The sequence below is a fragment of the Pseudomonas sp. MF4836 genome, assembly GCF_002018875.1.
Lineage (GTDB): Bacteria > Pseudomonadota > Gammaproteobacteria > Pseudomonadales > Pseudomonadaceae > Aquipseudomonas.
The window spans coordinates 36109-57110 of record NZ_MVOL01000020.1 but is presented as its reverse complement, the minus strand read 5'-3'; the positions used below and the strand labels follow the sequence as shown (position 1 = coordinate 57110).

25 protein-coding genes are annotated in these 21002 nt (G+C 65.2%); 14 read left to right on the top strand and 11 right to left on the bottom strand.

The features are described 5' to 3' along the window. Position 1: 1 nt before the first annotated feature. Positions 2-856 carry a MurR/RpiR family transcriptional regulator gene (locus MF4836_RS31870; protein WP_078473686.1) on the bottom strand — a complete coding sequence of 285 codons (855 nt, stop codon included), beginning with the start codon at positions 854-856 and terminating at the stop codon, positions 2-4. Positions 857-1283: 427 nt separating this feature from the next. Between MF4836_RS31870 and MF4836_RS31865 the strand changes: the two genes are divergently transcribed. Together MF4836_RS31865 and cobF are read left to right on the top strand one after the other, a co-directional pair. After that, a complete protein-coding gene (locus MF4836_RS31865) occupies positions 1284-1847 on the top strand; it encodes a histidine phosphatase family protein (protein ID WP_078473685.1) in 564 nt (187 codons plus the stop codon). Positions 1848-1906: 59 nt separating this feature from the next. Next, positions 1907-2668 carry a precorrin-6A synthase (deacetylating) gene (gene cobF, locus MF4836_RS31860; protein WP_078473684.1) on the top strand — a complete coding sequence of 254 codons (762 nt, stop codon included), beginning with the start codon at positions 1907-1909 and terminating at the stop codon, positions 2666-2668. A gap of 15 nt (positions 2669-2683) precedes the next feature. On the opposite strand, the gene ftrA is transcribed toward cobF, so the two are convergent. Continuing rightward, a complete protein-coding gene (ftrA, locus tag MF4836_RS31855) occupies positions 2684-3658 on the bottom strand; it encodes a transcriptional regulator FtrA (RefSeq protein ID WP_078473683.1) in 975 nt (324 codons plus the stop codon). 103 nt (positions 3659-3761) lie between these two features. Here ftrA and MF4836_RS31850 point away from each other — a divergent pair, with 103 nt between their 5' ends. From MF4836_RS31850 to MF4836_RS31830, 5 genes are all read left to right on the top strand, one after another. Further along, positions 3762-4196, top strand: a complete 435-nt coding sequence (locus tag MF4836_RS31850) for a rhodanese-like domain-containing protein (RefSeq protein WP_078473682.1) — start codon at positions 3762-3764, stop codon at positions 4194-4196. 357 nt (positions 4197-4553) lie between these two features. Beyond that, positions 4554-5333 carry an ABC transporter substrate-binding protein gene (locus MF4836_RS31845; RefSeq protein WP_078473681.1) on the top strand — a complete coding sequence of 260 codons (780 nt, stop codon included), beginning with the start codon at positions 4554-4556 and terminating at the stop codon, positions 5331-5333. A gap of 103 nt (positions 5334-5436) precedes the next feature. After that, positions 5437-6549, top strand: a complete 1113-nt coding sequence (locus MF4836_RS31840; protein ID WP_078473680.1) for a succinylglutamate desuccinylase/aspartoacylase family protein — start codon at positions 5437-5439, stop codon at positions 6547-6549. Between the two features lie 27 nt (positions 6550-6576). Further along, positions 6577-6969: a hypothetical protein gene (locus MF4836_RS31835; protein ID WP_078473679.1), complete on the top strand. Its 393-nt coding sequence runs from the start codon at positions 6577-6579 to the stop codon at positions 6967-6969. 94 nt (positions 6970-7063) lie between these two features. Next, complete coding sequence (locus MF4836_RS31830) at positions 7064-7789, top strand: alpha/beta hydrolase (protein WP_078473735.1); 726 nt, start codon at positions 7064-7066, stop codon at positions 7787-7789. A gap of 102 nt (positions 7790-7891) precedes the next feature. Here the strand turns inward: MF4836_RS31830 and MF4836_RS31825 are convergent, their stop codons facing one another. Together MF4836_RS31825 and MF4836_RS35255 are read right to left on the bottom strand one after the other, a co-directional pair. Then, on the bottom strand, positions 7892-8467 hold the full coding sequence (locus MF4836_RS31825; RefSeq protein WP_078473678.1) for a hypothetical protein: 576 nt from the start codon (positions 8465-8467) through the stop codon (positions 7892-7894). Positions 8468-8501: 34 nt separating this feature from the next. Further along, positions 8502-8777 carry a hypothetical protein gene (locus tag MF4836_RS35255; protein WP_161955777.1) on the bottom strand — a complete coding sequence of 92 codons (276 nt, stop codon included), beginning with the start codon at positions 8775-8777 and terminating at the stop codon, positions 8502-8504. Positions 8778-8783: 6 nt separating this feature from the next. Here MF4836_RS35255 and MF4836_RS35430 point away from each other — a divergent pair, with 6 nt between their 5' ends. From MF4836_RS35430 to MF4836_RS31810, 3 genes are read left to right on the top strand one after another with little or no spacing between them, the layout of a single operon-like run. Next, complete coding sequence (locus MF4836_RS35430) at positions 8784-8927, top strand: hypothetical protein (RefSeq protein WP_161955776.1); 144 nt, start codon at positions 8784-8786, stop codon at positions 8925-8927. Then, complete coding sequence (locus tag MF4836_RS31815) at positions 8924-9493, top strand: chalcone isomerase family protein (protein ID WP_238596242.1); 570 nt, start codon at positions 8924-8926, stop codon at positions 9491-9493. Before MF4836_RS35430 ends, MF4836_RS31815 begins: the two co-directional genes overlap by 4 nt. A gap of 19 nt (positions 9494-9512) precedes the next feature. After that, positions 9513-10052, top strand: coding sequence for a DUF3833 domain-containing protein (locus MF4836_RS31810; RefSeq protein ID WP_078473675.1), 540 nt, complete (start codon positions 9513-9515; stop codon positions 10050-10052). Here MF4836_RS31810 and MF4836_RS31805 read toward each other — a convergent pair. After that, positions 10049-10480 carry a thiol-disulfide oxidoreductase DCC family protein gene (locus MF4836_RS31805; RefSeq protein ID WP_078473674.1) on the bottom strand — a complete coding sequence of 144 codons (432 nt, stop codon included), beginning with the start codon at positions 10478-10480 and terminating at the stop codon, positions 10049-10051. The genes MF4836_RS31810 and MF4836_RS31805 overlap by 4 nt on opposite strands. A 125-nt stretch (positions 10481-10605) precedes the next feature. Between MF4836_RS31805 and MF4836_RS31800 the strand changes: the two genes are divergently transcribed. Then, positions 10606-11925: an Nramp family divalent metal transporter gene (locus MF4836_RS31800; protein ID WP_078473734.1), complete on the top strand. Its 1320-nt coding sequence runs from the start codon at positions 10606-10608 to the stop codon at positions 11923-11925. Between the two features lie 508 nt (positions 11926-12433). Here the strand turns inward: MF4836_RS31800 and MF4836_RS31790 are convergent. Further along, positions 12434-13366: a LysR family transcriptional regulator gene (locus tag MF4836_RS31790; RefSeq protein ID WP_078473733.1), complete on the bottom strand. Its 933-nt coding sequence runs from the start codon at positions 13364-13366 to the stop codon at positions 12434-12436. A 115-nt stretch (positions 13367-13481) separates the two neighbouring features. Here MF4836_RS31790 and MF4836_RS31785 point away from each other — a divergent pair, with 115 nt between their 5' ends. Both MF4836_RS31785 and MF4836_RS31780 read left to right on the top strand, forming a co-directional pair. Next, complete coding sequence (locus tag MF4836_RS31785; protein ID WP_078473673.1) at positions 13482-13991, top strand: DMT family transporter; 510 nt, start codon at positions 13482-13484, stop codon at positions 13989-13991. Positions 13992-13993: 2 nt separating this feature from the next. Then, on the top strand, positions 13994-14446 hold the full coding sequence (locus tag MF4836_RS31780; protein ID WP_078473672.1) for a DMT family transporter: 453 nt from the start codon (positions 13994-13996) through the stop codon (positions 14444-14446). A 12-nt stretch (positions 14447-14458) separates the two neighbouring features. Here MF4836_RS31780 and MF4836_RS31775 read toward each other — a convergent pair whose 3' ends face one another. From MF4836_RS31775 to glcD, 4 genes are read right to left on the bottom strand one after another with little or no spacing between them, the layout of a single operon-like run. Further along, positions 14459-14860 (bottom strand): heme-binding protein, encoded by a 402-nt coding sequence (locus MF4836_RS31775; RefSeq protein ID WP_078473671.1) that lies wholly within the window; start codon positions 14858-14860, stop codon positions 14459-14461. Next, positions 14857-16104 carry a glycolate oxidase subunit GlcF gene (gene glcF, locus MF4836_RS31770; RefSeq protein ID WP_078473670.1) on the bottom strand — a complete coding sequence of 416 codons (1248 nt, stop codon included), beginning with the start codon at positions 16102-16104 and terminating at the stop codon, positions 14857-14859. Before glcF ends, MF4836_RS31775 begins: the two co-directional genes overlap by 4 nt. 3 nt (positions 16105-16107) lie before the next feature. Continuing rightward, positions 16108-17172 carry a glycolate oxidase subunit GlcE gene (glcE, locus tag MF4836_RS31765; protein WP_078473669.1) on the bottom strand — a complete coding sequence of 355 codons (1065 nt, stop codon included), beginning with the start codon at positions 17170-17172 and terminating at the stop codon, positions 16108-16110. Next, positions 17172-18671 carry a glycolate oxidase subunit GlcD gene (gene glcD / locus MF4836_RS31760; RefSeq protein WP_078473668.1) on the bottom strand — a complete coding sequence of 500 codons (1500 nt, stop codon included), beginning with the start codon at positions 18669-18671 and terminating at the stop codon, positions 17172-17174. Before glcD ends, glcE begins: the two co-directional genes overlap by 1 nt. A 233-nt stretch (positions 18672-18904) precedes the next feature. Here glcD and glcC point away from each other — a divergent pair, with 233 nt between their 5' ends. Further along, positions 18905-19672 (top strand): transcriptional regulator GlcC, encoded by a 768-nt coding sequence (gene glcC / locus MF4836_RS31755; RefSeq protein WP_078473667.1) that lies wholly within the window; start codon positions 18905-18907, stop codon positions 19670-19672. On the opposite strand, the gene MF4836_RS31750 is transcribed toward glcC, so the two are convergent. Beyond that, positions 19673-20866, bottom strand: a complete 1194-nt coding sequence (locus MF4836_RS31750) for an MFS transporter (protein WP_078473666.1) — start codon at positions 20864-20866, stop codon at positions 19673-19675. Between the last annotated feature and the right edge of the window lie 136 nt (positions 20867-21002).

The window sequence follows — 21002 nt, the reverse complement described above, 5'->3', positions numbered from 1 at the left end:
CTTACTGATCCTCCAGCAGGTGGGTGGCAAAGCTGTCCCGCAGGGCGTCGATACCCTCCAGGCGATCTTCAAGATGGTCGCCGCGCAAGGTCAGGCTGGCGATCAGCGCTTCGACCTGGGCCAGGGCCGGCACCAGGGTGTCGAAGGCCGAGACCGACTCCACCGGGGCGCTGATCACCAGGTCCGCCAGTTCGCGCAGGGGCGAGGCGTAGATGTCGGTGAACAGCACCACCCGGGCGTAGCGCGCCTTGGCCGCGCTGGCCACGCGCAGGGCCTGGGCCTGATAGCGGCGGTAGTCGAACAGCAGCACGATGTCCTGGCGTTGCAGGTCGTACAGGCGGTCGGGCAGGTGCGCGTTGTCTTCCAGGGCGAAGCAGCCCGGGCGCAGCAGCCGCAGATGGTTGAGCAGGTAGCCGGCGAGGAAGCTGCTGAAGCGGCCACCGAAGCAGTACACGGCGTGCCGGCTGTCGAGCAGCCACTCCAGGAGGATGCGGATGTCCTCGGGCTGGGTCAGCGCCTGGGTCTCCACCAGGCGCCGGGCGCTGTCATTCAGGTAGTGATTCCAGGCGTCGTCCTGTTGCAGGTGCGAGCGCGGCTGCAACAGGGTGCTGGGCGAGCGCAGGCGGTCATCCATGTCGCTGAGCAGGGCTTCCTGGAACTCGGCATAACCGCCGAACCCGAGCTTTTTCACCAGGCGCACGATGGTCGGATCGCTGACCCCGGCATGCTCGGCCAGGCGCGACATGGGCCCCAGGCCGTTGCGCGGATAGTGGTCGAGCAGGGCCCGGACCACCTTGCGCTCGGCGGGGGTGAGTTCCAGTGCGGGGTCGGTGATCAGCTCTCTGAGCGAGGACATGGCAGCGCCTTGAATGTCGTGTGTTGTTTTTATTTCATATCGAGCGAAATTAGTATTTATGTAATTTACGCTACATGTCCAGCGAAAGTTTCAACGCGGGTGAAATGCCCCGCAAGGGGGCGTAATGCTGTTCACTTAAGAACCAACACCGTACCTGTGGCGAGGGAGCTTGCTCCCGCTGGGGCGCGAAGCGGCCCTAAAAATGGGACTGCTGCGCACCGGCGCGCCGGCCGGTCCAGTGGGAGCAAGCCCCCTCGCCACATTGACCACACCTATAGCCGCTGCCGCCAGGCTCGGGCCGCGTGCGGACGCTGGCCGGTAGGGCGCCTAGGTCGGGGTTGGCGACGCAGTGGGAAATTGCCCGTCGGCCATGCTACAAACGCAACCTCAGCCCAGGCCGTCGATGGCCCTTTTTCGAGAATGCCCCGTGCAAGCCACCCGCTTGACCCTGATTTGTCATGCCCGAACCGTCGCCCAGAAACGCGCGTGCTTCCCCCTGGACGAGCCGCTGGAGCTTGACTGGCAAGCACTCGCCGGCTCGCGGGCGGCGCTGTTCAAGCGTCCGCCGCGCCTGCTCAGTGCCCCGGAGTTGCGGGCGCGGCAGAGCGCCGGGTTGTATGGTGCCGAGCCGCAGATCGTCAGTGCCTTGCGCGACTGCGACATGGGTGATTGGGCGGGGGTGGCGCTGGATCACCTGCAGCAGCACCAGCCGCAAGCCTTGCAGGCGTGGCTGGCCGACCCCCAGGCGGCGCCCCATGGCGGTGAGTCGGTGGCGCAGTTGTGCGAGCGGGTCGCGGCCTGGCTGGACAGTGTGAGCCAGAGCCCCGGCCATGTACTGGCGGTGACCCATCCGCTGCTGATTCGCGCGGCCTTGCTGCAGGTCATGCAATGCCCGCTGGCCAGCTTCAATCACATTGATGTCGAGCCGCTGTCGGCCCTCGAACTACGCTTCAACGGGCGCTGGCGCCTGCGCCTGGATGCCCGGCCATAAGTGGCCGGGTCCCTAAGCCCCCCCATACCGGGCTCCTGCCCACAGATTGAGAACCGCCCATGAAAACCCTCCTGATCATCGGCATCGGTGCCGGCAACCCCGACTACATCACGATGCAGGCGGTCAAGGCGCTGAACCGCAGCGACGTGTTCTTCCTCATGGACAAGGGGGCGAGCAAGGACTCATTGATCGACCTGCGCCGCGAGATCTGCGAGCGCTATATCACTGAGCCGGGCTACCGTTTCGTGCAGGCGCAAAGCCCGGAGCGGCTGCGTGGCGATGTCGATTACCAGGCCAGCGTCGAGGACCTCAACCGCGACAAGCAGGCGACCTTCGAACGCCTGATCGACGAGGAATTGGCCGATGGCCAGACCGGGGCCTTCCTGGCCTGGGGCGATCCGGCGTTGTACGACAGCACCATTCGCATCCTGCAGGCGATTCTGGACAGCGGTCGCTGCCGCTTCGAGTTCGAGGTCATCCCGGGTATCACCAGCGTCCAGGCCCTGGCCGCGCAGCATAAGGTGCCGCTCAACCGTATCGGTCGCTCCGTGGAAATCACCACCGGGCGTCGCCTGGCAGCGGGGCAGGTGAGCGACGCCGACAGCCTGGTGGTGATGCTCGATGCCGAGGACTCCTATCGCCAGGTGCTGGACCGCGAACTGGATATCTACTGGGGCGCCTACCTGGGCACCGCGGACGAGATTCTGATCAGCGGCCGGTTACAGGACGTGGCGGATGAAATCCAGCGTGTGCGCAAGGCGGCGCGGGAGGCCAATGGCTGGATCATGGACACCTACCTGCTGCGCAAACCGGACGCCTGACGGGCGCCGCCGGCTTCATACCGGGGTCTTGGCGCCCCGGCCAAAGCGCTCGCGGTACACCGAGGGCGGCACCCCCACCACGCTGCGAAACGCCACGCGAAAACTCTCCACCGAGCGATAACCGCAGCGCAGGGCGATGTGCTCGGTGTGTTCGCTGCCGCTTTCCAGCAATTCCCGGGCCCGGGCCAGGCGCTCATGTTGCAGCCAGGCCTTGGGCGAGGCACCGGTGGCTTCGCTGAAACGCCGCAAGAATGTGCGCTCGCTCATCAGCGCCTGGCGGGCCAGGTCGCGCACCTCCAGTGGCTCATGCAGGTGTTCGCGCGCCCACTGCATGACTTTCGACAGGTCGCTGCGCGGCGTACGGCTGACCGGCGCCGGAATGAACTGGGCCTGGCCGCCGGTGCGCTGCGGCGACATCACCAGGCGCCGCGCCACCGAGTTGGCAACGTGGGTGCCGAAGTCCCGGGCCACCAGGTGCAGGCAGGCGTCGATCCCGGCGGCGCTGCCGGCCGAGGTGATCAACTGCCCGGCGTCGACGTAGAGCACATCCGGGTCCACCTCGATCAGCGGGAAGCGCGCCGCCAGTTCCTCGGTGTAGCGCCAGTGGGTGGTGGCGCCACGGCCGTCCAGCAGCCCGGTGGCGGCGAGGGCAAACACCCCGGAGCAGATCGACAGCAACCGTGCGCCACGCTGGTGGGCGCGGCGCAGGGCGTCGATCAGGGGGCCAGGCAAGGGATCGCTGCGGCTGCGCCAGCCGGGAATGATGATGGTGCGGGCCTGCTCCAGCAGCTCCATGCCGCCGTCGGCCGTCACCTGGATCCCGCCGGTGGCGCGCATGGGGCCTGGGTCCACGGCGACGATGCGGTGCTCATACCAGGGGAAATCGAACTCCGGGCGCGCCAGGCCGAAGATCTCCACGGCAATGCCGAACTCGAAGGTGCACAGGCCGTCGTAGGCCAGGATCGCGACTAAACCGGGGTGGGCGTGCATTTGGCGGAAAGTTACCAGTCAGTGTCTTGTGTGCCACTGTAGCGGCGCGGGCGTGGCGGATAAAGTCTTTCTCTCACCCCCATTCGCTTTCGGAGATGCCCCCATGACCAGCCTGGTCCGTGATGTTCCCGCCGCCCCCTCGGCTATTGCCCTGATGCATTTTTCCAACCGCCTGACCTTTGAAACCGACTGCTCCGATGTGCACGCCAGCCAGCAGGCGGGCGCGCTGGATTTTGTGTTGCTGGACGTGCGCGGCCCGCAGGCGTTCGAGCGCGGGCATGTGCCGGGGGCGATCAATATCCCCGGGCGGCAGATCAGCGCCGAGCGCCTGGCGGGTTACGCCCGGGACACGCTGTTCGTGGTCTATTGCGCCGGGCCCCACTGTAACGGCGCAAACAAGGCCGCGGTGAAACTGGCGGCGCTGGAGTACCCGGTCAAGGAAATGATCGGCGGCGTCACCGGCTGGCTGGATGAGGGGTTCCACCTGAGCGCACCTACCGAGCGCCCAGCACCCACCGTGATCGAGTGCGCCTGCTAAACCTGGCCTCCCCAACGACGCCAATCGACCCACCCCGATTCCTGTAGCCGCTGCCGCAGGCTGCGGCTACAGGTGCAACGCGTATTTCAAGGCCAGCACAGCGGGTTACAGGATTTGTGGAGGGGGTGTTTTCAATTCGACCACCGGGTCGGATTCCGGACGGCGGGTGGGCGCTTTACCGGCTTTTGCACCGCTCTGGGGCGGGGCTTTCAGGGGGGAATGGCACGCGTGACTTTTTCATAAATATTTGTCGCATAAACGCAATTTGCTTCCCGGGGGCGCCTCTAGACTGCTGGCCACTTCGATTTTCCGTAATCGAAACCCAGCCAATAAAAGTCTCCACCCTTGGAGTTATAAATGAACAAGTTTGCGTTCTTCGGTGCCCTGGCACTGTCGATGTTTTCCCTCTGCGCCGTGGCCGATGAAGCCAAGCCGATTCGCATTGGTATCGAAGCCGGCTACCCACCGTTCTCGATGAAAACCCCCGACGGCAAGCTCACCGGTTTTGACGTGGATATCGGCGATGCGCTGTGTGAGCAGATGCAGGTCAAGTGTGTGTGGGTCGAGCAGGAATTCGACGGCCTGATCCCGGCGCTGAAGGTCAAGAAAATCGACGCCATCCTGTCGTCGATGACCATTACCGACGACCGCAAGAAAAACGTCGACTTCACCATCAAGTACTACCACACCCCGGCACGCTTCGTGATGAAGCAGGGCATCGAGATCAAGGACCCGCTGACCGAGCTCAAGGGCAAGAAAGTCGGTGTGCTGCGCGCCAGTACCCACGACCGTTTCGCCACCGAAGTGCTGGTCCCGGCCGGGATCAGCCTGGTGCGCTACGGCTCGCAGCAGGAAGCCAACCTGGACATGGTCTCCGGCCGCATCGACGCGCTGCTGGCCGACTCGGTCAACCTCGACGACGGTTTCCTGAAAACCGACGCCGGCAAGGGCTTCGCTTTCGTCGGTCCCGAGTACAACGATCCGAAATACTTCGGTGGCGGCGCCGGCATTGCCGTGCGCAAGGGGGATACCGCCCTGGCCGAAAAATTCAACACGGCGATTACCGAAGTGCGCGCCAACGGCAAGTACAAGGCCGTGCAGGACAAGTACTTCAAGTTCGACGTTTACGGTGAGTAATCGCCAGCAGTGAAAAAAAGGTGGCGCCCGTTGATACGGCAGCCACCTTTTTTATGCGCTGCTGTTTTATCCTGCGCCACCCCATTTTCCTCAGGGAGCTGCCATGCAACGTATTGACCACCCATTGCCCTGGAGCCACCTGGGCAGCGAGCGCCAGCTCAGCGTGTTCCGCTTTGGCGCAGGTTCGCGCAAGGTGTATATCCAGGCCAGCCTGCACGCCGATGAGCTGCCGGGCATGCGCACCGCCTGGGAACTGAAAAAACGCCTGGGCGAACTCGAAGCCAACGGCCAGTTGCATGGCGTGATCGAGCTGGTGCCGGTGGCCAATCCCATTGGCCTGGACCAGTACGTGCAAAGCAGTCATCTGGGGCGCTTCGAGCTGGGCAGCGGGAAGAATTTCAACCGTGCGTTCTTTGAACTCAGCGGCCCGGTGGGCGACCTGATCGGTGGCCAGCTGGGCACTGACGCTGCGGCCAACGTGGCGCTGATCCGGCGCACCATGGGTCAGGTGCTGGACCGCTTGCCTGCGCCGGGCTCCCAGCTCGAAGCCTTGCACCGCCTGCTGTTGCGCCATGCCTGCGAGGCCGAGATCACCCTCGACCTGCACTGTGATTTCGAAGCGGCGATCCATCTCTACGCACTGCCCCAGCACTGGCCGCAGTGGCAACCCCTGGCCGCGCGGTTGAAGGCGGGCGTGGCCTTGCTCTGCGAGGATTCCGGCGGCAGCTCGTTCGATGAGTCCTGCTCCGCGCCCTGGTTGCGCCTGGCCCGGGACTTTCCCCGGGCGGCGATTCCCCCGGCCAACCTCGCCACCACCCTGGAGCTGGGCAGCATGGGTGATACCCGCGTCGAGCAGGCCCAGGCCAACTGCGAGGCGATCCTGGGGTTTCTGGCCGAGCAGGGTTTGATCAGCGGCGACTGGCCGCCAGCCCCCGATGCGTGTTGCGAAGGCATGCCGTTCGAAGGCACCCAGTACCTGTTCGCCCCTCACCACGGTGTGGTCAGTTTCCTGCGTGAAGCCGGCGAGTGGGTCGAGGAGGGCGATGCGCTGTTCGAGGTGGTCGACCCGCTGCAGGATAAAGTCAGCGTGGTACGGGCCGGCACCAGCGGCGTGCTGTTTGCCCTGGACCGTGGGCGCTACACCCAGCCGGGTATCTGGCAGGCCAAGGTGGCCGGGCGCGACGCGATTCGCGCGGGCAAGCTGATCAACGACTGACCCGATCTCTTGAAGGCGAATGGCTCCATGCACCGATGTTCTCTGCTGATTCGCCTGCTGTTCGCCTTGTGCTTGTTGGCGGCGACCGTCAATCACCTGCGGGCCGTGCTCGATCACGGCTGGCTCTGGGATTACGGCTATGGCCCCCAGACCTTGCTGGCCAGCCGGGTGTTCTGGGGCGCGTTGACCGTGCTCGATCCGCTGGCGGCGCTGCTGCTGTGGTTCAGGCCGCGCTGGGGCCTGCTCCTGACCCTGGCGATCATTGCCTGTGACGTGCTGCACAACAGTTTCTACGTCGCCGCCCATGGGCAATGGACACAGACCTTTTACCTGTCCCAGCTGGGCTTTTTACTGGCGGTGCTGGTGCTGTCACCCCTGGCCAGGCGCGGAGTGCGCAACCCGCTGAGGCCGGTCGGCTGAATCTCATCGCTGTTTGTCGGTCCGATCTTCAGTCACCCGCCTTGTGGCTACCCGCCGCGCCGTGAAAGGAAAACGCCTCATGTCCAAGACCTCGATGCTCAAGTGCTGGCTGGTGCCGTTGCTGCTGGCCTGCGCCTCAGCCCAGGCTCAGTCCGGCTCGCCCACGCTGCACAGTGACCTGCCGTTGCAGTACCTGGAGCAGGCCGGCGCCGATACCCGCAACCAGCCGCTGGTGATTTTCCTGCATGGCTACGGCAGCAACGAGGAGGACCTGTTCGGGCTCAAAGAGCAGCTGCCGGCCGGCTACACCTACCTCTCGGTACGGGCACCCCAGGTGCTGGAGGAGGGCAGTTATCAGTGGTTTCACAAGAAGGGCGACGGGGCCTATGACGGCGTGACCGAGGAACTGGCCAGCAGCGCCCAGGTGCTCGAGGCCTTTGTGGCCAAGGCTGCGGCCAAGTATCAGACCCCGCCTGACAAGGTGTTTTTACTGGGCTTCAGCCAGGGCGCGATCATGTCCTATGAAGTCGGCTTGCGGCACCCGCAGGCGGTGCGTGGGATTGCGGCACTGAGCGGCAGTGTGCTGCCGGTGCTGAGGTCGCAGCTCAAGCCCGACCCGGGGTTGCAGCACCTGACAATTTTCATCGGCCATGGCACTGCCGATCAGCGCCTGCCCTACAGCGATGGCTCAGAGGCCAACAGCCTGCTGCAGGGCCTGGGCCTGGCGCCGGAATTTCATGCCTACCCGGGCCTGGGGCACAGCATCAGCGAGAGTGAAGTCCACGACCTCAAGGACTGGTTGCAGCGGCTCAACCCCTGAGAACCTGTTCACGACCTGCTGCGCCTAGCTCAGGGGCGTTAACAATGCCTGAGCGTCGCTGGCTGGCTCGTGAACAGGTTCCGGGACCGCTGCCAGGCCTGCTCAGCGGCCGAGGATCTGTTTCATCAGGGCCTCGTGACCGGCCTTGTCGCTGATCCGCGACACCACCTGGATTACCGCGATACGCCCGCCGGAAGCGGCCAGCAGGGTCGAGTTCAGGGTCTTGCCGCCGCCCATGGTGGCGCTGCTGTCGATCTGGCGTACGCCCAGGCCCTTGATGGTCAGGCTCTTTTCACTTTGCTTGGTGAAATCCGGCAGGGCCGCTGCCTGTTGCTTGAGAAACCCCGCCACGGCTGCGTCGAGGAACGGGGCGTCGTTGTCCTTGGCCTGTTGCCCATTGGGGATGGTGTTTTCCGCAGCGATCACCGCAGTCTTGGTGTCGTTGTTGGAGTACAGGGTGCCGGTCGCCCCGGCGGTGCCGTTGGCCGCGCTGCCGGCGGGCAGCACCGTGGCCGTGAAGCCTTTGGGCAGGCTGAAGGCAAGTTTGCCGCCCAGCATCGAGACCTTTTGCGCTGTGGCGCCAGCGGCACTTGGCTGGGCCGCATAGACGCTCGCCGCGCCCAGGCCGAGCAAGGCTACCAGGGCCAGGCCCAGGGCTTTTTTACCGAACAATGACATGCAGATTCTCCAGAGTGATCGCGTCAGGCGCGCATCATCCCACGGGCCCCGAGCGACACTCCAGCGGGTTATGGCGGTTCGGATAAAAGGCGCCGGCGAGCAGGGCAGCCCCTGGCCAATCATTGCACCGCGTGTGCATCCATTCTTCGACCTGATCCGTATGCACAACCATGGGCAGGTCGGCCTGTTCGTTTTGTATAGGTTTTTTCGGGTTTTGATTGGTTTTTGCGTCAATATCCGCTAAATAGTTATACATTTTTAATTTTGTTGTATAGGTATTGAGAGTGGCGGCCCTGCGAATGGGATCCACCGCTCCATGGTTAGTGGACCCGAGGTCAAGTCCGGGCAGCGCCAGGGCTGGGCCAGTCAAGCAATCGGCTACCTCGGGTCCACCTTTGTTCAGCCGGGCCAGGCACTCAAGCAGATTGAGGCGGGCTCCTATCAGGACGTGCTGCCATGAATTCGCTTGTGCCCGAGCCTGGAGGAAGCTGCAAGCGTCGCGGTGGATCCGCCTGGCGGCCCTGGTTGTGGCTGCTGCTGGTGCTCAGTGCCACGGCGGCGGCCGGCTGGCAGCAGACGCTGCCCGGTGCCCGGGTGGTGGGCAGCGGCGAGTTCAGCTGGTTTGGTTTCAAACTCTACAACGCCCGGCTCTGGAGCCCGGTCACGCCGCTGGCAGCGGACACCCCGTTTGCCCTGGAGCTGACCTATCGCCGTAGCATCAGCCGCGACGATCTGGTGCAGGCCAGCCTCGACGAGATCAAGCGCCTGTCCGGTTCGGCGGTCAGTGCCGAGCAATTGAGCCGTTGGCAGGCGCAGATGCAGCAGTCGTTTGTCGATGTGCAGGCCGGCACCGTCATCACCGGGGTGTTTCTGCCGGGGCAGGGCGCGCAGTTTTTTGTCGACCAGCAACTGCGGCATGAGGTCAGGGACCCGGCGTTTGCCCGGGCCTTTTTTGATATCTGGCTGGACCCGCGTACGCGCAACCCCGAATTGCGCCGGCAGTTGCTGGGCCAGGCAAAACCCTGAACGGCCGAGGGCCATGAGCATGTGGAAAACCTGGATTCTGTTGTTGGGCCTGGGCGCCGGCCTCGCCGGTTGCAGCGGTATCGATGTCACTCACTACCGCGAACAGACGCCGCCCCTGGAGCTGCGCCAGTTCTTCAGCGGACGGGTCGAGGCCTGGGGGCTGTTTCAGAAGCGTTCGGGGGAGGTGATCAAGCGCTTCCATGTCGTGATCGACAGCCACAGCGAGGGCGACACCTTTGTCATGCACGAAGACTTCACCTACAGCGACGGCACCCGCCAGACCAGGATCTGGACCCTGCACCCGGATGGGCCGGGTATCTGGCGCGGCACTGCGGGCGATGTGGTCGGCGAAGCCCTGGGCGAGGTGTCCGGCAATACCTTGCGCTGGCGCTATGTGCTGAACCTGCCGGTGGACGGCAAGACCTATCAGGTGCACTTCGACGACTGGATGTACCTGCTGGATGAAAACACCCTGGCCAACCGCTCCTACATGACCAAGTTCGGGGTCGAACTGGGGCAGGTCACGTTGTTCTTCCGCCGCCAGCCGGGTCAGTCCTAATGGTTGAGAAAGCGTCCGCGGTGCTCGGCGCTGGGCAGCAGGCACTGGTCGTAACGGCCGAACAGCCGATAGCGGTTGCGGGCGATCCGGTCGTAACCCCAGTCGCGCAGCGGTCGCGGCACCAGGCGCAATACCCTGAGCCAGGACCAGGGCCGCGGCAGGTGGCGCATCAGCTGGATAAAGGCCCCGGAGCGGGTATACAACTGCTGGTCGTCGATCAAGGCCACGGTGTCGAAACGCTCGGTGGGCAGGCCGAACCAGGCGAGCAGGGCCTGGCCCTCCACCGATTGCACCGAGGCCAGTTTGATCCGGCGCCGGGTGTCGTGGCGGATGACGAAGCCGACCGAGGCATTGCACAACTTGCACACACCGTCGAACAGCAGCACCCGGTCACCGGGTTGTAAAAAAGGGGGGGAGCTGGAGTTCATGCCAATCCTTGGGTGCCAGGGTTGAGGTGCCAGCAGCATACGCGCCTGGGCCTCGGTTTTCAGGCTTGGGCGTGGCGGCGCAAACGTCTAAGCTGGGCCATTGTTTCATGTTGCTGGATGTGTCCGTGAAATTGACCTTGCCGAAAATCGCTACCGCTCCCTTCTGTCCACCGGAAGTGGCGGGCAGCATCAGCGTTGACCCCACTGCCTCGTTGTTCAAGCGTGTCCTGCGTTTCGCCGGCCCCGGACTGCTGATTTCCATTGGCTACATGGACCCCGGCAACTGGGCCACGGCCATCGAGGCCGGCTCGCGCTATGGCTACAGCCTGTTGTTCGTGGTGCTGCTGGCGAGCCTGGCGGGGATGGTCGTGCAATGCCTGTGTTCGCGGCTGGGCATCGCCACCGGGCGCGACCTGGCGCAACTTTGTCGCCAGCGCTACAGCCCCCGCGCGGCGCGCACCCAGTGGCTGCTGGCGGAGATCTCGATCATTGCCACCGACCTGGCCGAAGTGCTGGGCTGCGCCCTGGCGTTCCACCTGTTGCTCGGGGTGTCGCTGAGCACCGGGATCATCATTACCGCCTTCGACACCTTGCTGATCCTGGCCCTGCAGAACCGGGGCTTTCGTCGCCTGGAAGCGATCATGCTGGTGCTGGTGGCAACCATCGGCGTGTGTTTTTTCATTGAGTTGCTGCTGATCAAACCCTACTGGCCGGACGTGGCTCGTGGCTTTGTCCCGTCGCTGGCGGCGGTCAGCGACGCCGCGCCGCTGTACCTGGCGATCGGTATCCTCGGCGCCACGGTGATGCCCCATAACCTGTACCTGCACACTTCGATCGTGCAGACCCGGCTGGTGGGGCACGACCAGGCCAGTCGCGAGGATGCGATCAAGCTGTCGCGCATCGACACCATCGGCTCCCTGGCCCTGGCGCTGCTGGTCAACGCGGCGATCCTGATCCTCGCTGCCGCGGCGTTTCACCAGACCGGGCACACCGAGGTGGTGGAAATTCAGGATGCCTATCACCTGCTTGATCCCCTGGTGGGCGGGGCCCTGGCCAGTGTGCTGTTTGGCGTGGCGTTGCTGGCGTCGGGGCAGAGTTCGACCTTTACCGGGACCATTGCCGGCCAGGTGATTATGGAGGGTTACCTCAATCTGCGTTTGCCGTGCTGGCAGCGGCGTTTGATTACCCGTGGTCTGGCGCTGATCCCGGCGTTTGTTGGGGTTTGGTTGTTGGGGGATGGGGCGGTGGGGCAACTGTTGGTGTTGAGTCAGGTGGTGTTGAGTCTGCAATTGCCGTTTGCGTTGTATCCGTTGATTCGTATGACTAACGATCGGCAGTTGATGGGGGTGTTTGTTAATCGGTGGCTGACTCGGGTTCTCGCTTGGGGGTTGTTTGTTGTGATTAGTGGGGCTAATGCGTGGTTGATTGGGCAGTGGTTGGTTTGAGTGTTCTGTAGTGGGGTTGAGGGTTTTTTTGGGGGGCTTTGGATGTGGTTTCGGGGGGGCGCACATTCTGTGGTGAGGGAGCTTGCTCCTGCTGGATCGCGTAGCGGCCGTAAAACCTGAGGTTGCGGTCTTTTTGGTGTACATATCCATTACTGCGGGCGTCGCGAGTATGGGTTCCGCTCTTACAGCGGCTCACTTTTGAAAAGCGCAAAAGTAAGCAAAACGCTCTTGCCCCACCACTCGGTGCCTCGCCTAGGCTCGGCATGCCCTCACTCCGGCAGTGATCCGTGGGCCGCCGCGATGGGCCATCCCTGGCCCAGCGCGGCTAACCCGGCGTCCTGCCGGGTTACCCACGGCTCACTGCCTGCGCTCGGCCATCGTGGTTTAACGGGGCGCTGCAGATCAAAATCAAGAGCAAGACAGCGGCCTTCCGGCCGGCCTGGGTTGGCAACTGCGCGTTCCCGACACACGGCCAGCAAGCGGCTACACCCGACCTCGGCGGCTACGGTTATTGGTCCCAGTAGGGCACGGGCCCGAATTTTTCGACGAAGAAGTCGATCACGGTGCGCACTTTGACTGACAGGCGTCGGCTGCCAGGCCACAGGGCGGCGATTTGTTGGGGTTCGAGGCTGGTGGCTACCTGGTAGTCGCCGAACAGCGCCACCAGCCGTCCTTCGCGCAGGGCTTCGCCGATCAGCCACGACGGAAACAGTACCAACCCCAGCCCTTGCTCGGCGGCCTGGGTCAGGGTGTCGGCGTGGTTGCCGGTGATCGCGCCTTTGACGCTGTAGGGTGTCCAGTCCATGTCGTCCTGGCGGAAGAACCAGCGCTGCTGGCCGGTCTCGCCCTTGTAGGCCAGGCACTGGTGCGCCGCCAGTTGCTCGGGGTGGTGCGGCGTGCCGTGTTCGGCGAGGTACGCCGGGCTGGCGGCGATGCGGTAGCGGTGCGGGGCGAAGATCCGTGCCTGCATCCCCGAATCGTTGAGGCTGCCGATGCGAAACAGCAGGTCGGCGCCTTCCTGCAAGGGGTCGACGTAGCTGTCGGTCTGCTGGATATCCAGCTGCAATTTCGGATAACGCCGACACAGTTCCCCCAGCCATGGCGACAGGTGGCGCTGGCCAAACACCACCGGTGCGTTGATCCGCACCAGCCCGCTGGGCTCGCTTTCCTGTTCCTGCAGCGCCTGTTCGGCTTCTTCCCACTGTGCCAGGACCCGCCGCGCGTGGTAGCCCAGCAGGCGCCCGGCCTCGGTGGGGCTGACTGCCCGGGTATGGCGGTAGAGCAACTGCTGGCTCAGGGCCTGTTCCATCAGCTGGATCTGCCGCGAGATCGACGACGGCGCCAGGCCTTCGCGCCGGGCAACCGCGGAAAAGCTGCCAAGGTCGAGCACCGCCACAAACAGGCGCAGTGCCTTGAAACCCAGTTCATTGAAGCCGTGCATGATCGGTCCTTGCTGTGCGTAATACGCAAAGGTGTTGTCGGCATGCTCCCATTTATCGCAAAGGATCGGCAATCGATAATGGGCGCATTCCCTTACTCCTTGACGCAGGTTTCCCATGCAGGCTTCTTCCCTTGATCACGTCGCGGCAGCCCCGACCCCGGCCGTGGCGGCCCCCGTTCCCAACCCCTGGCTGCGCCTGTTGCTGCTGCCGCTGGTGATCCTCGCCGGCATGGGGCTGTCGGTGGAGGCCGGGCTGCTCGGGCCGCTGGGGGTGCAAGTCGGGCACCTGTGGGCGACCTTGAGCATCTTCGGCGTCGGTGCGGCGCTGCTGTTTCTGCTGTTGCTGCTCAGCGGCCGCCAGCAGGGCCCGGCCTTCAGCGAGCTGCCGCGCTGGCAGTTGATCGGCGGCTTTCTGGGGCCGATCTATGTGGTGGTGCTGACCCTGGCCACGCCCCATATCGGCATTGCCATGACCATGATCGCGATCCTCTCCGGCCAGGTCGGCAAGAGCGTGTTGATCGACCATTTCGGCTGGTTCGGCAGTGCCCGCAAGCGGGTCAACGGCGAGCGCTGGCTGGCCCTGGCGCTGATTGTCGCCGCCCTTGTCCTGATTGCCCGAGGTTAAGCATGAGCCTGATTCTATTGTTGGTTGTGGTAGTGGCCGCCGGTGCGGTGTTGAGTGTGCAGGCGGCGATCAATGGGCGCCTGGGAGAGACGGTTGGGGTCCTGCGCAGCAGCCTGCTGACTTTTGCCGTGGGCGCGGTGGTGACGGCGCTGCTGATTGTTTTTTTCGAGCCGGCGCACGCCGTGAGTCTGCTTGATGTGCCCAAGTGGCAACTGGCCGGCGCGCTGTTCGGTGTGGTGTACATGATGGTCATGGTCGGCGCGGTGCCCCGGGTCGGCACAGCGGTGGCCACGGTGGCGGTGATCGTCGGGCAACTGGGCATGGGCATGCTGATCGACAACTTCGGCTGGCTCGGCAACCCGGCCATCGAGTTGTCGGGCAGCCGGGTGCTGGCGATGGTCTGCCTGGCCTTGGCGCTGCTGTTCATGTACCGCAGCAGTGCCCGCCAGGCCTGAGCCACGGGGGATTCAGCCGAGGCTTTGGGCGCCGCGGCGGGCGACCTGGGCGTCCTGCTCGGACTTGACCCCCGACACCCCGACGGCGCCGACCACCTGGCCGTCGACGATGATCGGCACCGCGCCTTCGAGGCAGATCAACAGCGGTGCCGAGAGAAACGCCGTGCGCCCGCCGTTGACCATCTCTTCGTAGAGCCGCGATTCGCGGCGACCCAGGGCCGAAGTCCGGGCCTTTTCGGTGGCGATATAGGCACTGGCCGGCGAGGCGCCGTCCAGGCGTTCGAAGGCCAGCGGATGGCCGCCGTCATCGACGATGGCGATGCTCACCGCCCACTGGTTGGCCTGGGCCTCGTCGCGCGCGGCGGCAAGGATCTGGCTGACTTCGGTCTGGCTCAATACGACTTTGCTGTTCATGGGGTTCTCCGGGGAGCAGGGGGCTGATGGGGCAATGCACCGTCCACCAGTTCGATCCAGTGCCGGACCGGCGTGCGGCCGGCGCCGTCGAGGTGGGTCTGGCAGCCGATATTGGCGGTGACGATGACATCGGGGTGGCCACTTTCCAGGGCGCTGAGTTTATTGTCACGCAGTTGTCGCGCCAACTCGGGCTGGGTCAGTGAATAGGTGCCCGCCGAGCCGCAGCACAGGTGGCTGTCGGGCACCGCCGTGAGGTTGAAGCCCAGGCGCACGAGCACCGCCTCCACCGCGCCGCCGAGTTTCTGCGCGTGCTGCAAGGTGCAGGGGCAGTGGAAGGCCAGGCGCTGCTCGCCGTGGACGCCGAGCTGTTCCAGGGGCTCGTCGCCCAGGACCTGCACCAGGTCGCGGGCCATGGCACTGACCCGTTCGGCCTTGGCCGCATAGCGCGGGTCGTGGGCCAGGAGGTGCGCGTAATCCTTGACGAAGGCGCCGCAGCCGCTGGCGGTCTGGACGATGGCTTCGGCGCCGTCTTCCAGCAGTGGCCACCAGGCGTCGATATTGCGTCGCGCCCGATCCAGGCCTGCTTCCTGGGCATCCAGGTGATAGTCCACAGCGCCGCAGCAGCCGGCCTGGGGCACGGGCCGGATGCCGATGCCCAGGCGGTCAAGGACCCGTGCCGTGGCGGCATTGGTATTGGGCGACAGCCCCGGCTGCACACAGCCTTCGAGCAGCAGCACCTGGCGCGCATGGGCGTTGCCGGGGCGCGCCTCGGCCACCTGGACCCGGCGCGGCAGCTTGCCTTGCAGGGCCTGGGGCAGCAGCGGGCGCAAGCGTTCGCCGCTGTTGACCAGGGCCTTGAACAACTGCGGGTTGGGCACCAGCGCCCTCAGCCCCTGGCGCAGCAGGCGCTGGCCCAGCGGGCGCGGCACCGTGGCGTCCACCAGCGCGCGGCCGATGTCCAGCAGGTTGTGGTAGTCGACCCCGGAAGGGCAGGTGGTTTCGCAGTTGCGGCACGACAGGCAGCGGTCCAGGTGCTGCTGGGTCTTGACCGTCGCCGGCTGGCCTTCGAGCACCTGCTTGATCAGGTAGATCCGCCCGCGCGGGCCATCCAGTTCATCCCCCAGCAGCTGATAGGTCGGGCAGGTGGCGTTGCAGAAACCGCAATGCACGCAACTGCGCAGGATGCGTTCGGCCTCTGCGGCGCGGGGCAGTTGCCGCGCCTGGTCGCTCAACGTGGTCTGCATGGTTCAAAGCTCCGCGTACAGTCGGCCCGGGTTGAAGATCCCTTGCGGGTCCAGTTGTGCCTTGAGTTGCCGGTGATAGCGCAGCAGGGTCGGCGCCAGCGGCTGGAACGGGCTGTCGATCAGGCCCGGACGGTAGCAGGTGGCGTGCCCGCCGACGGCCTGGACCCGGGCGCGGATCTGTTCGGCACTGGCGTCGGACTTGAGCCAGCGCTGGGCCCCGGCCCAATCGATCAACTGCTCGCCGGGCAGGTCCAGGGGGCCGGTGTTGGTCGGCAGCGACAGGCGCCACAGCGGCAGTGCCTGGGCAAAAAATGCCAGGCGCTGTTCGTTCAGGTCGCTCCAGTAGGCGGAGGCCAATGGCTCGCCCCCCAGACGCTCGTGGGCCGCCGCCACCGATCCGGCGCCGCCCTCCAGCCTCAGGTGCAGGCGCTGGCCATCGTGGCTGGCGGCACTGATCGGCAGTGGCTGCTGGCCCCATTCGGCGAGCTTGGCCAAGGCCCGGGCGCTGTCCATTTCCAGGGCCAGGCTCAGGCACTGCCGGGGCTTGGGCAGGACCTTCAGCGAAACTTCGGTGAGCAGGCCGAGGCAGCCGAAACTGCCGGCGAGCAAGCGCGAAAGGTCGTAGCCGGCGACGTTTTTCATCACTTCGCCGCCAAAGCGCAGGTGCTTGCCGGTGCCGGTGATGACCCGGGTCCCAAGCACATAGTCGCGCACCGAGCCCGACCACGGCCGCCGTGGCCCGGACAACCCGGCGGCGACCATGCCGCCGACAGTGGCCTCGGCCCCCAGGCTCGGCGGCTCGCAGGGCAGCATCTGCCCGGCGCGCTCCAGTGCGGCGTGCAGCTGGTGCAGCGGGGTGCCGGCGCGGACGGTGATCACCAGTTCGGTCGGGTCGTAGCTGACGATGCCGCGATGGGCGCGGGTGTCGAGCACCTGGCCCTCGGTGGGGCGCCCGAGGCCGGCCTTGCTGTTGCCGCCCTGGATCCGCAGCGGTGTGCGGCGCAGCAGGGCCTGGTTGACCTGTTCCAACAGGCTGGCGCTGGCGTCGACGTTCTGTGGCTCGGTCATCAGAAACGCTCCAGCTCAGGGAAGGGCAGTTGCCCCAGGTGCACATGCATTGCGCCGAATTCGGCGCAGCGATGCAGGGTCGGGATGTTCTTGCCCGGATTGAGCAGGCCGCCGGGGTCGAAGGCGGCCTTGACCGCGTGGAACAGGGTCAACTCGTCGCTGTTGAACTGGGCGCACATCTGGTTGATCTTTTCCCGGCCGACGCCGTGTTCGCCGGTGATGCTGCCGCCGACCTTGACGCACAGTTCGAGGATCTTGCCCCCCAGGGCTTCGGCGCGGTCCAGTTCGCCGGGCTGGTTGGCATCGAACAGAATCAGCGGGTGCATATTGCCGTCGCCGGCATGAAAGACGTTGGCCACCCGCAACTGGTACTCGGCGGCCAGCGCGGCAATGCCCTTGAGCACCCCGGGCAGTTCGCGGCGGGGGATGGTGCCGTCCATGCAGTAGTAATCCGGTGACAGCCGGCCCACCGCCGGAAACGCGTTCTTGCGCCCGGCCCAGAAGCGCACGCGTTCGGCTTCGTCCCGGGCCTGGCGCACCTCGGTGGCGCCGGCGCGTTCCAGCACGGCGCGCACCCGCTCGCAGTCGTCGTGCACATCGGCTTCCACACCGTCCAGTTCACACAGCAGAATGGCCTCGGCCTCCACCGGGTAGCCGGCGTGAATAAAGTCTTCGGCGGCGCGCAGCGCCAGGTTGTCCATCATCTCCAGGCCACCGGGGATGATGCCGGCGGCGATGATGTCGGCCACCGCGGCGCCGGCCTTTTCCACCGAGTCGAACGCCGCCAGCAGCACCTTGGCGATCTGCGGCTTGGGCAGCAGCTTGACCGTGACCTCGGTGATCACCCCGAGCATGCCTTCGGAACCGGTGAACAGCGCCAGCAGGTCGAACCCCGGGGAATCCAGGGCTTCGCTGCCCAGGGTCAGGCGCTCGCCCTCGACGGTTAGCACGTCCACCTGCAACAGGTTGTGCACCGTCAGCCCGTATTTCAGGCAGTGCACGCCACCGGCGTTTTCCGCAACGTTACCGCCGATGGAGCAGGCGATCTGCGACGACGGGTCGGGCGCGTAATACAGGCCAAAGGGCGCCGCCGCCTGGGAGATTGCCAGGTTGCGCACCCCCGGCTGGACCCGGGCGGTGCGGGCTGCCGGGTCGATGTGCAAGATGGCGTTGAAGCGCGCCATCACCAGCAGCAGGCCTTTTTCCAGGGGCAGGGCGCCGCCGGACAACCCGGTGCCAGCGCCGCGTGCCACCACCGGAACCCGCCATTCATGGCAGATCTGCAACAGGGTCTGCACTTGGTCGAGGTGGCGCGGCAGGGCCACCAGCATCGGCGTGGTGCGGTACGCCGAGAGCCCGTCGCACTCATAGGGGCGCAATTCTTCCAGCTGATGCAGCAGCTCCAGGTCCGGCAAGCGCGCTTGCAGGGTCTTGAGCAATGCGGCTTTGTCCACCGTCGGCAGGGCACCGTCGACGCGTTCGTCGTAGAGAATATTCATGGGCGGCTAATGACCCTGAGTTGTTTTTATTAGGGCGCGTTGTCAGCAACGGCTGCCTTGCATCATTGGCCCGGCGGGCTTTACTGTCCATCGGGCGCCAGGGTGGTCGAACCAGTTTGTGCAGCGGTGACTGCTTGCGGGTCGACTTAAAACCACGCATTTCAATGGCTTGAATCGCCCAGTCGGTGGCCGGGGTTTAGCGGTCGCTTCTGGTCATACCAGTTGGAGAGCCCATGAGCGCCAGCCATACCCCGCCACAACCCCATGTCGCAGACGTGGTGTGCCAGCGCATAGAGCGCTTGATCGTCGACGGCGTGCTCAAGACCGGGCAGCGCTTACCCTCGGAGCGACGGCTCACGGAAAAACTCGGCGTCTCGCGCACCGCCTTGCGCGAAGGCCTGCAACTGCTGCGGGCGCGGGGCATTATCGACACGGCCCAGGGCAAGGGCTCGTTCGTCGCGGACTTGTCGGGGCAGGGCCCGGCCTCGCCGTTGATGCACCTGTTCAGCTCCCAGCCGCGGACCCTGTATGACCTGTTCGAGGTGCGCAGCCTGCTTGAAGGCGAGTCGGCGCGCCTGGCGGCATTGCGCGGCACCGAGGCCGATTTTGTGTTGATCGGCCGCGCCTATCAGGCCCTGGTCGACGCCCGCGAGCAGACGCTTGAGGCCTCGGCCCACGCCCGGCTCGATCATGCCTTCCATCTGGCGATCTGCGAGGCCTCCCATAACCCGGTGCTGGTGCAGACCCTGGCTTCATTGACCGATCTGCTGTTGAGCTCGGTGTTCGCCTCGGTCAACAACCTCTACCACCGCGACGTGCAGAAACGCCAGATCGATCGTCAGCATGCGCGGCTCTACAACGCCGTGACCGGCCGCCTGCCCGAACAGGCGCGCAAGGCGGCGGTGGCCCATATCCAGAGAATCTGCGACAACCTGCGGGAAATCGAAAACGAAGAGCAGCGCCTGGTGCGCGCCACCTTGCGCCTGGAGGGCTGGGACTGATCAGCCCCGCTCAGGTCTGGCGCCGCTGCCGAAGCGCCACAGCGCGCCGATGCCGATCAGCGCACTGAGCCCGGCCAGGGCCAGGATCACCCGTTGTGTGCCCCAGGGCGTGGCCAGCAGCGCCACCAGCAAACCGGCCAGGGGTTGCGACAGGTTGTTGAGCAGGGTCAGCACGCCCACGGTCTTGCCGAAATCCCGGGTCGGAATCACTTGCTGGCGCAGGCTGCGGATATAGACATTGAACATTTTGTCGAAGCCGACAATCAGCAAAAAACCCAGCACATAGCCCGACAGCCCCGGGCTCAGGGCGCAGATAAAGGCGCCGCCGCCAATCATCAGGTAGGCCACCAGCCCCAGCACCCGCAATGGCAGGGTGACGCGGGCGAGAAACAGCAGGATGCCGATGGTCACCAGGGCACCGACCGCTTGCAGGCTGGCGTAGTCATCTTTGCTGGCGCTGTACTGGCCGATGACCATGGCCGCCGAGGTGGCCAGGGTCACGCCGATGATCAGGTTGACCCCGACCGCCAGGGTGATGATTTTCTGCAGTTGTGGCTGCTCAGCGATATGCCGGAAAGCGATGCGCAGCGGTTGCAGCCAGATATCCCGGTGTTGATCGAAGCTTTCCAGGGGGGTGCGGTTGTGGCGCTGCCACACTCCCATCCCCAGGTCGGCCAGCAGGAACAGCCCGGCCACCCACAGCACCACCCAGTGCCAGGCGCAGAATTCCAGCAGCAGCGCGGCCACCAGGGGTCCGAGCACCAGGCCGGCCTGATCGGCAATCTGCGAGTAGGACAGGGTCTTGGTGTAGCTGTAATCACTGAAGATGTGCGGCAACAGCACTTCCCGGGCCATCAGGCCCTGGGTGGTCAGCACCCCGCACAGCGCCGAGAGCGCGATCACCCAGCCGATCCCGCCGAAGACCCCGTGCAGCGCCATCGCCAGCACACAGGCCAGGGCCCGGTAGACCTGGCTGATGTGCAGCACCTTGATCGGTGAGTACTTGTCGCAGAGGGCGCCGCACACCGGAAAGGCCAGGTAGCGCGGCAGTGATTCAATGAAAAACGCCAGGCCGGCCCAGGCAGCGCTGCCGGTGGTCTGGAACACGATCAGCGGCACCAGGAACAGCAGAATCTGATCTGCCAGCCGCGAGACAAACAGCGAGCTGAAAAAGGCCAGGTATTCCTTGCGCATGGTGACGTCCTGTCGGGGCGGGCGGTGGGGCGGCTATCTTAGCCGGCGCCGAGCCGCGTTGCTTGAGCTTGAGCGAGCGTCAAGTTCCCGGAACTTGATTTCACCCCAGGCAGTCACTGTTTCAGGGGCGGAAAAA